Source organism: Lamprobacter sp. (genome assembly GCF_034860625.1).
Taxonomy (GTDB): Bacteria; Pseudomonadota; Gammaproteobacteria; order Chromatiales; family Chromatiaceae; genus Lamprobacter.
Window position 1 is genome coordinate 42423 of the sequence record NZ_JAYESN010000026.1, and the last position, 13651, is coordinate 56073.

At 61.5% G+C, this 13651-nt stretch carries 13 protein-coding genes; 3 read left to right on the forward strand and 10 right to left on the reverse strand.

Features of this window, described 5'->3' with window-relative positions; genetic code table 11:
- Nucleotides 1-12: 12 nt before the first annotated feature.
- The 3 genes from eno to VBE63_RS09250 all read right to left on the reverse strand — a co-directional run bounded on the left by eno (nucleotide 13) and on the right by VBE63_RS09250 (nucleotide 3898).
- On the reverse strand, nucleotides 13-1293 hold the full coding sequence (gene eno, locus VBE63_RS09240) for a phosphopyruvate hydratase (protein WP_323682724.1): 1281 nt from the start codon (nucleotides 1291-1293) through the stop codon (nucleotides 13-15).
- Nucleotides 1294-1370: 77 nt separating this feature from the next.
- Nucleotides 1371-2204: a 3-deoxy-8-phosphooctulonate synthase gene (kdsA, locus tag VBE63_RS09245; protein WP_323682725.1), complete on the reverse strand. Its 834-nt coding sequence runs from the start codon at nucleotides 2202-2204 to the stop codon at nucleotides 1371-1373.
- Nucleotides 2204-3898, reverse strand: a complete 1695-nt coding sequence (locus VBE63_RS09250) for a CTP synthase (RefSeq protein ID WP_323682726.1) — start codon at nucleotides 3896-3898, stop codon at nucleotides 2204-2206. Before VBE63_RS09250 ends, kdsA begins: the two co-directional genes overlap by 1 nt.
- Nucleotides 3899-4155: 257 nt before the next feature.
- Between VBE63_RS09250 and VBE63_RS09255 the strand changes: the two genes are divergently transcribed.
- Together VBE63_RS09255 and fnr are read left to right on the forward strand one after the other, a co-directional pair.
- Complete coding sequence (locus VBE63_RS09255) at nucleotides 4156-4557, forward strand: sulfur globule family protein (RefSeq protein ID WP_323682727.1); 402 nt, start codon at nucleotides 4156-4158, stop codon at nucleotides 4555-4557.
- A 300-nt stretch (nucleotides 4558-4857) separates the two neighbouring features.
- Nucleotides 4858-5616 (forward strand): fumarate/nitrate reduction transcriptional regulator Fnr, encoded by a 759-nt coding sequence (fnr, locus tag VBE63_RS09260; RefSeq protein ID WP_323682728.1) that lies wholly within the window; start codon nucleotides 4858-4860, stop codon nucleotides 5614-5616.
- A 111-nt stretch (nucleotides 5617-5727) separates the two neighbouring features.
- Here the strand turns inward: fnr and dnaQ are convergent, their stop codons facing one another.
- The 3 genes from dnaQ to VBE63_RS09275 are packed head-to-tail and all read right to left on the reverse strand — an operon-like array spanning nucleotide 5728 to nucleotide 7754.
- Complete coding sequence (gene dnaQ / locus VBE63_RS09265; RefSeq protein WP_323682729.1) at nucleotides 5728-6471, reverse strand: DNA polymerase III subunit epsilon; 744 nt, start codon at nucleotides 6469-6471, stop codon at nucleotides 5728-5730.
- Between the two features lie 46 nt (nucleotides 6472-6517).
- A complete protein-coding gene (gene rnhA / locus VBE63_RS09270; RefSeq protein WP_323682730.1) occupies nucleotides 6518-6997 on the reverse strand; it encodes a ribonuclease HI in 480 nt (159 codons plus the stop codon).
- Entirely contained in the window at nucleotides 6987-7754 is a 768-nt protein-coding gene (locus tag VBE63_RS09275; RefSeq protein WP_323682731.1) for a class I SAM-dependent methyltransferase, read from the reverse strand. The genes rnhA and VBE63_RS09275 overlap by 11 nt, the downstream gene beginning before the upstream one ends.
- A 139-nt stretch (nucleotides 7755-7893) precedes the next feature.
- Between VBE63_RS09275 and VBE63_RS09280 the strand changes: the two genes are divergently transcribed.
- Nucleotides 7894-9000, forward strand: coding sequence for a transglycosylase SLT domain-containing protein (locus tag VBE63_RS09280; protein WP_323682732.1), 1107 nt, complete (start codon nucleotides 7894-7896; stop codon nucleotides 8998-9000).
- Nucleotides 9001-9062: 62 nt separating this feature from the next.
- Here VBE63_RS09280 and queE read toward each other — a convergent pair whose 3' ends face one another.
- The 4 genes from queE to VBE63_RS09300 form a co-directional block, all read right to left on the reverse strand.
- Nucleotides 9063-9716, reverse strand: a complete 654-nt coding sequence (gene queE, locus VBE63_RS09285; protein WP_323682733.1) for a 7-carboxy-7-deazaguanine synthase — start codon at nucleotides 9714-9716, stop codon at nucleotides 9063-9065.
- 107 nt (nucleotides 9717-9823) lie between these two features.
- On the reverse strand, nucleotides 9824-10888 hold the full coding sequence (gene fba / locus VBE63_RS09290) for a class II fructose-bisphosphate aldolase (RefSeq protein ID WP_323682734.1): 1065 nt from the start codon (nucleotides 10886-10888) through the stop codon (nucleotides 9824-9826).
- 81 nt (nucleotides 10889-10969) lie between these two features.
- Nucleotides 10970-12418: a pyruvate kinase gene (pyk, locus tag VBE63_RS09295; protein WP_323682735.1), complete on the reverse strand. Its 1449-nt coding sequence runs from the start codon at nucleotides 12416-12418 to the stop codon at nucleotides 10970-10972.
- Between the two features lie 87 nt (nucleotides 12419-12505).
- The coding region (locus VBE63_RS09300) for a phosphoglycerate kinase (protein ID WP_323682736.1) at nucleotides 12506-13651 on the reverse strand (1146 nt) is incomplete at its 5' end.

Sequence of the window (13651 nt, forward strand, 5' to 3'; positions counted from 1 at the left end):
GCGCCTTCAGCGTCATAAGGGTTGCTTGAAGGCATCGCGGCCAGCATACAAGGCGGCATCCGCAAGCTGATCCTCGATCCGCATCAGCTGGTTGTATTTTGCCACCCGATCGGTGCGCGAGAGCGAGCCGGTCTTGATCTGACCCGTTGCCGCAGCGACGACCAGATCGGCAATGGTGGTGTCCTCGGTCTCGCCCGAGCGATGCGAGACAACGGCGGTGTAGCCGGCCTTCTGCGCCATCTGAATGGCTTCTAGGGTCTCAGTCAAGGAGCCGATCTGGTTGACCTTGATCAGGATCGAGTTGGCAATCCCCTTGTCGATCCCTTCTTTCAGGATCTTGGTGTTGGTAACGAAAAGATCGTCGCCAACCAGCTGCACCTTGCCGCCGAGCCGCTCGGTATGATCCTTCCAGCCATCCCAATCACCCTCGGCTAGGCCGTCCTCGATACTGATGATCGGATACTTGCCAACCCAGTCCAGTAGCAGATCGGTCATGCCGGCAGCGTCGAGCTTGCGGCCCTCGCCCTTCAGATTGTAGACACCGTCCTCGTAGAACTCGGAGGCGGCGACATCCATGCCTAAGTAGATGTCCTGCCCCGCCTTATAGCCAGCCTTCTCGATGGCCTCAAGGATGACCTCGATCGCGGCCTCGTTGCTCGGCAGGTCTGGCGCAAATCCCCCTTCATCACCCACGGCCGTGGCCAGTCCGCGCCCATTCAGCACGGCTTTCAGTGCATGGAAGACCTCGGCGCCCCAGCGCACGGCCTCACGCAGGCTCGGTGCGCCAACTGGTAAGATCATGAACTCTTGGAAGTCGACGCTGTTATCGGCGTGCTCACCGCCGTTGATGATGTTCATCATTGGCACCGGGAGGCGATAATCGCCGTTACCCAGGGATTGATAGAGTGGCACAGCCTTTTCTTGCGCGGCCGCGTGGGCCGCGGCCATGGACACGCCAAGGATGGCGTTGGCTCCGAGCCGCGCCTTATTCTCGGTGCCATCGAGCTCGATCATGGCCCGATCCAGCGCCTCCTGATGGGTCACTTCAAGGCCTGCGACCACATCACGCAGCTCGCCATTCACATTGGCACAGGCAGTCAACACGCCTTTGCCAAGATAGCGCGATTGATCACCATCTCGTAGCTCAAGGGCCTCGCGCGAACCGGTCGAGGCGCCGGACGGCACCGCGGCCCGACCGAGGGCACCTTCGGCCGTGATCACATCCACCTCAACAGTGGGGTTACCGCGCGAATCCAGGATCTCACGGGCGCGGACATCAACGATTTCAGACATGGGGTGAACCTCTTTGAAAGCGCAAAAAAGGGTGTAGCTCAGGGACCAGCGCGACGCTCGATTCGCGATTGGGTCTGTTAGAGCCGTTGCTCCGGAAATCCATGGATCTTAACCAGCCGATCAAGCTCCGCAAGGGTTCCCAAGAGCTCGGCCATCCGATCTAGTGGCCAGGCATTGGGTCCATCACTCTTTGCCTGGTCCGGATTCGGATGGGTCTCCATGAAGAGGCCGGCAACGCCCGCCGCTACAGCAGCGCGCGCCAAGACAGGCACGAACTCGCGCTGGCCGCCCGAGCTGCGCCCTTGGCCACCCGGCAGCTGCACCGAGTGTGTCGCATCGAACACGACCGGACAGGCTGTCTCGCGCATCACCGCCAGCGAGCGCATGTCCGAGACCAGGTTGTTATAGCCGAAGCTGACCCCGCGCTCACAGACCATCAGTTCCTGGTTGCCAGTTGAACGCGCCTTTTCGACCACAAGCGCCATATCCCAAGGCGCCAGGAATTGGCCCTTCTTGATGTTCACCGGCCGTCCTTGCGAGGCGACCGCCAGGATGAAGTTGGTCTGACGACAGAGGAATGCCGGCGTCTGCAATACATCGACGACGGCGGCGACCTCAGCTAGCGGCGTCTCTTCGTGCACATCTGTCAGCACCGGAACACCGATGCGCTCGCGAACCCCCTCAAGGATCTTCAGTCCATTCTCGACACCTAAGCCGCGAAAACCGTCGATCGATGAACGATTGGCCTTATCGAAGGAGGACTTGAAGATGAATGCCATCCCCAAGGCCTGGGTCATCTCTTGCAGTCGCCCGGCGGTCTCCTGCGCCAACGTCTCGCTCTCGATCACGCAGGGACCGGCGATCAGGAATAGCGGATGTTCAAGGCCGACCTCGTAGCCGCAGAGTTGCATCAGACCAGCTCCTTCGGCCCTTTAAGTGGCCGCGATGCACTGGCATGGGTGCCGGTCAGCTCGCGGCCCTTGCGCTGTTGATACGCCAAGGCCGCTTCGATGAACCCACGGAACAGCGGATGGCCGTCACGCGGAGTCGAGGTGAACTCAGGATGGAACTGACAGCCGACGAACCAGGGATGATCGGGGATCTCAACGATCTCGACCAGTTTCGAGTCCAACGACCAGCCAGAGAAGCGCAGCCCAGCGTCTTTCAAGACATCACAATAGCGGTTGTTGAACTCATAGCGATGCCGGTGCCGCTCGCGCACCTGGGGGGTGCCGTAGGTTGCGCGCGCCAGGCTTCCCGGCTCCAACCGGCAGTTCTGCCCGCCAAGGCGCATGGTGCCGCCCTTATCGGATTCCGCATTGCGCGTCTCGCGCTTGCCCTGTTCGGTTTGCCACTCGGTAATCAAGGCGATCACGGGATGCGGCGTCTCTTGCTGGAACTCGGTGCTATGGGCGCCCTCCAGCTTGGCCACATTGCGCGCGTACTCAATGACGGCGACCTGCATGCCAAGGCAGATTCCCAGATAGGGGATGCGCTGCTTGCGCGCATAGCTCACCGCGCCGATCTTACCCTCGATGCCACGCTCGCCAAAGCCGCCTGGAACCAACACCGCGTCAAGCCCATCGAGGCAGCCCGGCCCCTTGGTCTCGATCTCCTCCGCGTCGAGATAACGGATATTGACCCGGGTGCTGGTCTGCACGCCGGCATGGATCAGGGCCTCAGAGAGCGACTTATAGGCCTCGGTCAGCCCCATGTACTTGCCGACCATGCCGATGGTGACCCGCTCTTGCGGATGCTCGAGCCCCTTGAGCACCCGCTGCCACTCGGACAGATCGGCCTCCGGAACCTCGAGGCGGAATTGGTTGACCACCAGCGCATCGAGCTCCTGCGCGTGCAACAGCATTGGAATGCGGTAGATATGATCGGCATCGATCGCTGAGATCACCGCCCGCTCCGGAACATTGGTGAAGAGCGCGATCTTACGCCGTTCCTCATCTGGCAGGTCGCGTTCGGCGCGGCAGAGCAGGATGTCCGGCTGGATACCGATCGAGCGCAGCTCCTTGACCGAGTGCTGAGTCGGCTTGGTCTTGATCTCGCCGGCGGCCGGGATGAACGGCACCAGGGTGAGGTGCATGAACAGCGCGTTCTCGACGCCGACCTCGACCCGCATCTGCCTGATCGCCTCCAAAAAGGGCAGCGATTCGATGTCGCCGACAGTGCCACCGATCTCAACGATGGCGACATCGGTCTCGTCGGCACCGAGGCGGATCGACGCCTTGATCTCGTCGGTGATGTGCGGGATCACCTGCACGGTACGACCGAGGTAGTCGCCCCGGCGCTCCTTGCGGATCACGCTCTCGTAGATCTGGCCGGTGGTGAAGTTGTTGTTGCGCCCCATCCGTGTGCGGAGGAAGCGCTCATAGTGTCCGAGATCAAGATCAGTCTCGGCACCATCATCGGTGACATAAACCTCACCATGCTGAAACGGACTCATGGTGCCCGGATCGACATTGATGTAGGGATCGAGCTTGATCATCGTCACCTTGAGACCGCGCGCTTCGAGCAGCGCAGCCAGGGACGCGGACGCAATACCTTTGCCGAGCGACGAGACAACGCCGCCGGTAACGAAAATAAACTTGGGCATGACCTGTGGAGGCAGACGACTTGGGTCTGGATAGGATACCCCTCTCAAGGTAGCAAATTGGCTGCGACCTCACAATTCCGACCGAGAAAGGTCCGATGCCATGGCGTCGATCATGGACTTCACAAGCAGTATCCGCTGCACGTATACTCCGCGGCGTTCGTTCTCTGCGGACCTCCATCGCAGCTCGACGCGGAGCTGACCCACACAGATCGCAGGGGCTGCGGCGGATCGATTTACCACCCTTACGGAGCATCACAATGAACAAGTTTGCAAAGGTCATGGGCATTGCCGCCATTGCCACCAGCGCTGCCTTCTCGATGAGCGCTGCCCAGGCATGGTGGGGCGGCCCCGGCTACGGTGGTCCTGGCTACGGCAACGGTTGGGGCGACGGCATGGGCGACATGTTCAGCGACATGTTGGGTGACGGCTACGGCGACTTCAACATGAGCATGAGCGGTGGTGGCCGGGGTTATGGCCGCGGGCGCGGCTATGGCTATGGTCGCGGCTATGGCGACGGTTACGGCTATGGCTACCCCGGCTATGGCTACGGCTATCCAGGTTACGGCTATGGTGCCCCTTACGGCTACGGCGCCCCTTATGGCATGCCTTACGGCGCGCCGATGGCTCCAGCCGCCCCGGCTGCTCCTGAGGCCAAGTAAGTAACGGCTCATTACCGTTTCTGCCCAAGCCGCGCCTCGGCGCGGCTTTTTCTATTTTCCGCCGGCCGTGCCCAAGGGCTGTCAGCGAGCGCGCAGATGGCCCTGATCGGAAGCGAGCACCGGACTGTAACGCCCTCATCGTCACGCTTGCCGCCCCTCGCGACAGCGTTTGCGTGTGCCCCGCGAAATCCTGACCGTTAATTTCAATACGCAACGCGCGTGTATGCAAATCAGATTGACGCTTGATGCATGTCAACTTGAGTTGCAGAATACGGTTAAACCACACACTGGAAGCTTGCTTTGACTCAGCGAAAAGTTATCTCGTTCGACACGATCCGAGTCGCCTGCAAGAATTGCTCACTATCGCAGCTCTGTCTGCCGATGGGACTCGCGCCGGAAGATGTCGATCGCCTCGACTCCATCATCAAACGCTCTCGCCCACTGCATCGCGGCGACCACCTGTTCCGAGGTGGCGAGCGTTTCCGCTCCCTCTATGTCGTCAAGACGGGCTCGGTGAAGACCTATGCGCCGAGTGAGGAAGGCGGCGAGCAGGTGCTTGGTTTCCATCTTCCCGGTGAGATCATCGGCCTGGATGCGATCGACAAGTCTTGCCATGCCTGCTCTGCCAAGGTGCTCGAGACCTCAGCGATCTGCGAGGTGCCTTTCCAACGCTTCGAGGAGCTCGCGGCCTCGATCCCCTCGCTGCAGCACCAGATGTATCGTCTGTTGAGCAAGGAGATCGGGCAGGACGCCGATATGCTGCTGCTGCTCGGCAAGAAGAATGCCGAGGAGCGACTCGCGGCCTTCCTCACCAGCATGTCGAGCCGACTCAGCAAGCGTGGTTTGTCGCCAACCGACTTCTACCTGAGCATGTCCAGGCATGAGATCGGCAGCTATCTTGGTCTCGCGGTCGAAACCGTCAGCCGGCTCTTCACCCGTTTCCAAGAAGACGGCATGCTCCGTGTCGATCGCAAGCACGTCGAGGTACTCAACCTGAGCGCGCTCGAGATGATGGCCGGTGCACCGCCATCCAGTGCCCATAAACAGCGCTCGAATTGACCGCGGCACCGTCCTGCCAGATTCAAACGCCTTGCCGGGTTCAAGCCCCTCGGCACACCGGAGTCTGTTTGCCGAACCCAGGTAGGTAAGACTCCGGCATGGACGATGGGCCTAGGGTGCTCTGGTCTTGCCCGACAACGACATCCAGACACAGCCGCCGTCGCTCGCAGCGTTGATCGCCTGGAGACGGGCGAGGTGTGCAGAGCGTTCAAGATCTGTCGCACGCAGGATGCGCAGTGGCGGCCTGTCCTTCCGCACCCGTCTCGGTAAGACCCCAGCCTCGGCCTGCCCGCCGTGATGATCAGGGGTGGACTCGCTGCCGAGCGCCAGCGCGACCTGACCGCCGGTCATCGCCAGATAGACGTCGGCAAGGATCTCGGCGTCAAGCAAGGCCCCGTGCAAATCGCGGCGACTGTTATCAATCTCGTAGCGCCGACAGAGCGCATCAAGGCTGTTGCGTTGCCCAGGATGCCGCTGCCGCGCTAATGCGAGGGTGTCGACAACCGTGCATAAATCCTCGATGCGGGGGGCATTTGGACGCCATTGGCTCAGCTCATGATTCAAAAATCCGACATCAAACGCGGCATTGTGGATGATCAGCTCGGCGCCACGCAGATAGTCAATCAACTCTTCGGCGATCTCGGCAAAGCGCGGTTTGTCGGCGAGGAAGGCATTCGAGATCCCATGCACCGCAACTGCTCCGGCATCGATCTCGCGATCCGGTTGAAGATAGCGGTGAAAGTTGGCCTTGGTCAGCTGGCGCTCAACCACCTCGACACAGCCGATCTCGATGACCCGATGCCCTTCGCTGGGCTCAAGCCCGGTGGTTTCCGTATCGACAACAAGCTGTCGCATCACACCCTTCCTAAACTGTTTAGCCTGGGAGATCTGAGCCTGGGGATCAGGCCCGCTTTGGGATGCCCCGGTTGGCGAGTTGGTCGGCACGCTCATTCTCCGCATGTCCACTGTGGCCGCGGACCCAACGCCAGCTCACGCGATGGCCAGCCAGTGCCTGATCGAGACGTTGCCAGAGATCCTGGTTCTTCACCGGACTCCCCTGCTTGGTCATCCAGCCATTGCGCTTCCAACGCGCCATCCAGCGCTCGACCCCATCCTGTACATAGCGCGAATCGACGGTCAGTATCACGCTGCTCTGCCGCTTGAGGGTCTCAAGTGCTTGAATCACTGCCATCAATTCCATCCGGTTATTCGTGGTCTGCGACTCACCTCCGAAGAGCTCCTTCTCGTGTGCGCCATAACGCATCAACGCCCCCCAACCACCGGGCCCCGGATTCCCCTTACAGGCGCCATCGGTGAAGACCTCAACGGCCGTTGGGCGTTCATTCTGCGCCTTTGCGGCAGACAACTGACTAGCGGACATGATGACCTTCACGGGCGGTTGGCTTCACGGCGCCGCTGGGCAGAAATGCTGGGCGTTGTCTCCAGCGCGGTCGCAGCGGAGTGGAAAGGCTCACGCGCTTGACCGCGCGCACCACATAGATGCCACCAAACAGGGGCCACCAGCGTGTACCGGCTTCTTCGAGCCAATTGAGGCGCTGGCTAAAGGCGGACCGCAGAGGTGGCCGAAATAATAACCAGTGTCGCACCTCCAACTGAAAGCCCAGCAGGTCGAGCCAGTCGATGAGGCGGGATGAGGTTAACTGATTGCCACCCCAGGGTGCTTGCCGATGGCGCAGCGCCCCACGCATCAGGCCCCAAGGACTCAATGGATTGAAGCCGATGATCAGGATACGCCCCTCCGGGATCAGAACACGCTCGGCCTCGCGCAGCACGCGTTGCGGCTGCAAGGCGAAATCGAGCGTGTGCGGCAGCAGCAAGGCATCAACACTCACCGGCGCTAATGGAAGCTCAGCCGGTTTCGCGCGCAGGGGCGAGCCTGACCAGTCCGAGCAGGGGGGTTCGCTGAGCACCACATGCGACCGGATACGGCTATGCTCGAAGGCGCCACGGAAGTCGCTCATGCAGCCGACCTGCACCAGAAAATGGCCAAAGGAATTCTCGATCATCCGTTCGATACATTCACGCTCAAGCTGAACGACCTCGCGGCCAATTGGCGTCTTGAACCACTCAGCAAGGTCATCCAGAGCCGCGCTGTCGTCCTGCTGGCGGGACATCATTGAAGGGCTCGACATGGATCGCACCTTGCGCTGGAAAGTGCGCTGGAAAGCCTCCGGGTTTTCCCGTATATTTGAGCCGCGAAGCGCGACAAAACAAGAACGAAGCGCATCTTTTTCTCCAGTCGCTGCTCGGTCTTTTATGCAAAGTGCTGCTCGAACCTCCCTGCTTGCCTGCGTCGCGATCGGCCTTCCGCTCCAGCTCATCGGCTGCGCCAGCCACCAGCCGCCCGAGGATACCATCGCCAGTAGTGGCCAGACCTTTTCGGTCTCAGCTCGAGAGTACGGCTATGTTCGCCCCGCGATCGACGTCCGGGTCATCGGTCGCGACGACGGCAAGACTAGGAGCCGACATCGCTATGTCGATCGCGGAGCGGGCGGCGATCTCTGGGATCGCGTCCGTCATGGCGAACGCCTTGGGATCCACCATCATGAGCGCGTCGAGCGGGCGGTGCGCACACTCAAGCAGAACAGCCATTATCTCACGGATCTGAGCAAGCGGGCGCAGCCCTATCTGCACCTGATCATTGAAGAGCTCGAGCGCCATGGTCTGCCGGCCGAACTAGCCCTGCTGCCCGAGGTCGAGAGCCGCTATAACCCGCACGCAGTCTCGCCTAAAAGCGCGACCGGCATGTGGCAGTTCATGCCCTATACCGGCGTCGAGATGGGCCTCAGACAAAACAGCTGGTACGACGGCCGCAACGATATCTTGGCCTCGACGCGAGGGGCCATCGCCTATCTACAGCAACTGCATCGCGAGCTCGGCGGCGACTGGGCGCTCGCACTGGCCGGTTACAACGCTGGTCCCGCGCGCGTTCGGGCGGCGCAGCGGGCCAATAAAGCAGCCGGCAAGCCGGTTGATTTCTGGTCCCTCGACCTGCCGACCGAGACGGAGAACTACGTGCCCAAGCTACTCGCGATCGCGAAGCTCGTGCGCGAACATGATGCGCTCGGGCTTTCCATGCCAGCAATCGCCAATCGACCGCTGGTCGAGGTGGTCGAGTCCGGGCAACAGATCGATCTCGCTGAGGCCGCGCATGCCTGCGGCGTCACCCTGACCCAGCTAAAACGACTCAACCCTGGACTGAAGCGCGGCAAGACGTTGCCAAACGGCCCACACCTGGTCTTAGTCCCTGCGGGTACCGGTGACAGACTCCGCAGCGCATTGGCGCAGGGCGGTACGCTCAAGGCACCGAACTTGGCGGCGACAAACGAGCCATCGGCAGCGCAGCGCGCCGGTGGCAGCTAACGGCCAGCATTGGGCTTGATCTCAGCAACCGACAGAACACCCAGCCATTCAGACCCTCTCTGCTAGGGGATACCGAGCAGCTTGTGTAGCTGCAGGCTTAGACGCCACTGTGGATGACGTCTGCAATAGTCGATCGCGCGCTGGGTGTACTCGACCCGCTGCGGTCCATCCATGGGTTGCAGGAAGAAATGCGCGAAATCGAAATCCACAAAGCGCTCCGGCGGTGCTTCAGGCTGCGGAAACACCAATTTCAGCTCATCCCCGGAGCTCAGCGCCAGCGGTGCATCCGCCTTTGGACTGACGCAGAGCCAATCGATGCCAGATGGCGCAAGCCGCGTACCGTTGGTCTCGACCGCAACCTCGAAGTCGCGTTCATGGAGGGCGGCAAGCAAGGCCGCGTCGAGCTGCAGTAGCGGCTCACCGCCGGTGCAGACGACGTAGCGAGCTTCCCGGGCCCGGCCTCCGGCAACAGCCTGCCACTGCGCCTGGATATGGTCGGCGAGTGCCTCGGCGTCGGCGAACCGCCCGCCGCTAGGGCCATCGGTGCCGCGAAAATCGGTATCGCAAAAGCGACAGGTTGCGCTCGCCCGGTCAGGCTCTAGTCCAGACCAGAGGTTACAGCCCGAAAAGCGGCAAAACACCGCCGCGCGGCCAGCGCGCGCGCCCTCACCCTGCAAGGTATGGAACACCTCTTTGACCTGGTAGACAGCAGCCATGGCTTCACTCGCCGAGCCGGTGTTGGTAAGGTTGCTTGTCATTGCATGGCCAGCAGCAAAAAGGGCGCCGAAGCGCCCTTTGCGATCGCCAAGAACGCGACCTAGGATCAGTTGACCTTGGGGTCAAGCTCACCGCTCGCGTAACGCGCGGTCATGGCCTCGAGTGAGAGTGCACGAATCTTGCTCGCGTTGCCAGCGGTGCCAAAGGCCTCATAACGCGCCCGGCAGATCTCCTTCATGGCCTTGGTTGAGGCCGCAAGATACTTGCGCGGGTCGAAGTTCTTCGGGTTCTCGGCCAGATGCTGGCGAATGGCGCCGGTCGAGGCCATGCGCAGGTCGGTGTCGATGTTGACCTTACGCACGCCGTTCTTGATGCCCTCGGCGATCTCATCGACCGGCACGCCGTAGGTCTCGCCCATGGCGCCACCGAACTGGTCGATGATCTTCAGCCACTCCTGCGGCACCGATGAGGAGCCGTGCATGACCAAATGGGTATCTGGGATGCGGGCATGGATCTCCTTGATGCGCTCGATGGCCAGGATGTCGCCGGTCGGCGGACGGGTGAACTTGTAGGCGCCATGGCTGGTACCGATGGCGATCGCCAGGGCGTCAACCTTGGTATCGGCAACAAACTTGGCCGCCTCTTCCGGATCGGTCAGCAGCTGGCTGTGATCCAGCACGCCCTCGGCACCGGAGCCGTCTTCTTCGCCAGCCATGCCAGACTCGAGTGAGCCGAGGCAGCCAAGCTCACCCTCAACCGAGACACCGCAGGCATGCGCCATATCGACCACCTGGCGGGTGGTGCTCGCGTTGTAGTCGTAGTCCATCGGCGTCTTCATGTCTTCGCCGAGCGAGCCATCCATCATCACCGAGCTAAAGCCCAGCTGGATCGAACGGATGCAAACCGCTGGCGACGAGCCATGATCCTGATGCATGACGACGGGAATATGTGGAAACTCCTCGGTCGCGGCCAAGATCAGGTGGCGTAGGAAGGGGGCGCCAGCATACTTGCGGGCACCCGCAGAAGCCTGGCAGATCACTGGAGAATCGGTCTCGTCGGCCGCCTCCATAATGGCCCGCATCTGCTCGAGGTTGTTCACGTTGAAGGCTGGAACGCCATACTGATACTCAGCGGCGTGGTCTAGCAATTGGCGAAGCGAAATAAGGGCCATTGCGGTTCTCCTCTGTCGTTGAAAATAGGCGGTTGGCTTAAAAACAGTCGGCTGCCGATCAATCAGCTGGAGGCCGATTCATCACTCGCCGGCGAGCAACCGATGCTCGCCGACGCGCATGATCTTCATGATATTGGTCTGTCCCTCGACCCCGCTGCGATCGCCCTTGGTAATGAGCACTAGATCGCCTTCTTGGACGGTACCATGACGCAGCAATTCTTCGATGACCTCCTTGTTGACCTCATGGATGTTGGTGCTCGAGACATCGAATCTTACCGGATAGACGCCTCGGAAAAGGGTCACTTTTCGGCGGGTTGGCACCTGGCGGGTCATCGCGTAGATGGGGATGCCGGAGCTGATGCGCGACATCCATTTGACCGTGGAGCCGGACTCGGTCAACGCCGCGATGGCCTTCACGCCAAGATGATTGGCGGTATACATGGTCGCCATCGCGATGGCCTCATCGACGCGCCCGAAGACCGTGTCGAGCCGATGGCTGGACCGCCGAACTAGGCGCTCCTTCTCGGCCTCGGCGCAGATGCGTGACATCGACTCGACCACCTTGGCCGGGTTCTTGCCCACGGACGTCTCGGCCGACAGCATGACGGCGTCAGTGCCGTCGAGCACCGCGTTAGCGACGTCGAAGACCTCGGCCCGAGTCGGGATCGGGTTCTCGATCATCGACTGCATCATCTGCGTGGCGGTGATCACCACACTATTGCGATCACGGGCCATGCTGATCAGTCGTTTCTGCACTGCCGGCAGCTCGGCATCGCCGATCTCGACCCCGAGATCGCCGCGAGCCACCATCACCGCATCCGAGGCGTCGATAATATCCTCGAGTGCGTTCAGCGCCTCCGCGCGCTCGATCTTGGCAACAATCCCGCCCTTGCCGCCCGCCTCCTCGAGCAGTTGCCGCGCGAGCCGAATATCGTCGCCATTGGAGACGAAGGAAACGGCCAGGTAATCGGCCTCCACCTCGGCGGCAAAGAGGATGTCGGCCTGATCCTTCTCGGTCAGCGCCGGAGCCGAAAGCCCGCCGCCCTTCTTATTAATGCCCTTGTTGTTCGACAGACGGCCGCCGAACATGACGGTACAGTCGATCCGAGACCCGGATACAGACTCGACCCGCAGCTCAATAGCCCCGTCATCAAGCAATAGGACGTCTCCTGGGGCGACATCCTTGATCATGCTCGGCAAGGTGGTCCCGACGCGCGTACGGTCACCAGCATCCAGCGGGCATTCAGCGTCGATCGCAAAGGCAGCGCCATCCGCAAGCTCGACCGCGCCATCGACAAAGCGGCCAATGCGGATCTTGGGCCCCTGCAAGTCGATGAGCAGTCCCAGTGGATGTCCTTTCGCCTTCGCCGCCTCACGAACCCTACGCGCGCGCTCCAGATGGCGATCATGCGAATCGTGCGACATATTCAGCCGCACCACATTGAGGCCCGCATCCATCATGGCTTCGAGCACACCAGGCGCATCGGTAGCAGGGCCGAAGGTCGCAACGATCTTGGTACGTCTTGGCATAGTGTGTTTGTTTCACTCAGAAAGATCGCGCTCTGCGCAGACGCGAAGATTCAGCGATGACGAGGATCGAGCGATAATCTAGGTTGGTTAGTCCTTCGCGCGTGCTTCGAGCATCGCCACGGCCGGCAGGGTCTTGCCTTCGAGATATTCGAGGAAGGCGCCGCCAGCGGTGGAGATGTACGACACGCGATCATAGATGTCGTACTTCTGGATTGCCGCGATGGTGTCGCCACCGCCAGCCAAGGTAAAGGCATCGGTCTCGGCGATCGCCATCGAGATGGTCTTGGTGCCCTCGCCAAACTGATCGAACTCGAACACGCCAACCGGGCCGTTCCAGACCACGGTGCCGGCGTTCTTGATGACCTCGGCGAGCGCCTTGGCGCTATCCGGGCCGATGTCGAAGATCATATCGTCAGCGGCAACCTCGGCCACCGGCTTGGTCACCGCCGGCTCGTTCTCATCAAACTGTTTGCCACAGACCACGTCGGTCGCGATCGGGATGGTGGCGTTGTTGGCGGTCATCTTCTCCATCAGCGCCTTGGCGGTCTCGACCAGGTCGTCCTCGCAGAGCGACTTGCCGACCTCATGTCCAGCGGCCTTGATGAAGGTATTGGCGATACCGCCGCCGACCACCAGCTGGTCAACCTTGGTCGACAGCGCCTCGAGCACGGTCAGCTTGGTCGAGACCTTGGAGCCGCCGACGATCGCAACCATCGGCCGCTTGGGCTCGGCCAGCGCCTTTTGCAGCGCGTCCAGCTCCTCGGCCAGCAGCAAGCCCGCACAAGCGGTGGGGGCGAACTTGCCAGCGCCGTGGGTCGAGGCCTGGGCGCGGTGGGCGGTGCCGAAGGCGTCCATCACATAGACATCACAGAGCGCGGCATACTGCTTTGAGAGCGCCTCATCGTCCTTCTTCTCACCTTTGTTGAAGCGCACGTTCTCGAGCAGCACCAACTCGCCGTCGGCGACCTCAGGGGCAGTCTCCAGATACTCCTTGACCAGGCGCACCTCGCGGCCCAGCTTCGCGCCAAGATCGGCGGCGACCGGCGCCAGCGAGTTTTCCTCCGAGTAGACACCCTCTTCCGGACGCCCCAGATGTGACATCACCATGACCTTAGCGCCGGCCTTGAGGCAGTGCTCGAAGGTCGGCAGCGACGCGGTGATCCGCGCATCGGAGGTGACCTTGCCGTTCTTGACCGGGACGTTGAGATCGGAGCGGATCAGAACCCGCTTGCC

Excerpts from the sequence above, each read along its gene's own strand:
- dnaQ (WP_323682729.1), bottom strand. The coding sequence starts at position 6,471 with ATGCGACAGCTTGTTGTCGATACGGAAACCACCGGGCTTGAGCCCAGC.
- queE (WP_323682733.1), bottom strand. The coding sequence starts at position 9,716 with ATGGCTGCTGTCTACCAGGTCAAAGAGGTGTTCCATACCTTGCAGGGT.
- VBE63_RS09275 (WP_323682731.1), bottom strand. The coding sequence starts at position 7,754 with ATGATGTCCCGCCAGCAGGACGACAGCGCGGCTCTGGATGACCTTGCT.
- VBE63_RS09280 (WP_323682732.1), top strand. The coding sequence starts at position 7,894 with ATGCAAAGTGCTGCTCGAACCTCCCTGCTTGCCTGCGTCGCGATCGGC.
- VBE63_RS09250 (WP_323682726.1), bottom strand. The coding sequence starts at position 3,898 with ATGCCCAAGTTTATTTTCGTTACCGGCGGCGTTGTCTCGTCGCTCGGC.
- eno (WP_323682724.1), bottom strand. The coding sequence starts at position 1,293 with ATGTCTGAAATCGTTGATGTCCGCGCCCGTGAGATCCTGGATTCGCGC.
- rnhA (WP_323682730.1), bottom strand. The coding sequence starts at position 6,997 with ATGTCCGCTAGTCAGTTGTCTGCCGCAAAGGCGCAGAATGAACGCCCA.
- pyk (WP_323682735.1), bottom strand. The coding sequence starts at position 12,418 with ATGCCAAGACGTACCAAGATCGTTGCGACCTTCGGCCCTGCTACCGAT.
- fba (WP_323682734.1), bottom strand. The coding sequence starts at position 10,888 with ATGGCCCTTATTTCGCTTCGCCAATTGCTAGACCACGCCGCTGAGTAT.
- kdsA (WP_323682725.1), bottom strand. The coding sequence starts at position 2,204 with ATGCAACTCTGCGGCTACGAGGTCGGCCTTGAACATCCGCTATTCCTG.
- VBE63_RS09255 (WP_323682727.1), top strand. The coding sequence starts at position 4,156 with ATGAACAAGTTTGCAAAGGTCATGGGCATTGCCGCCATTGCCACCAGC.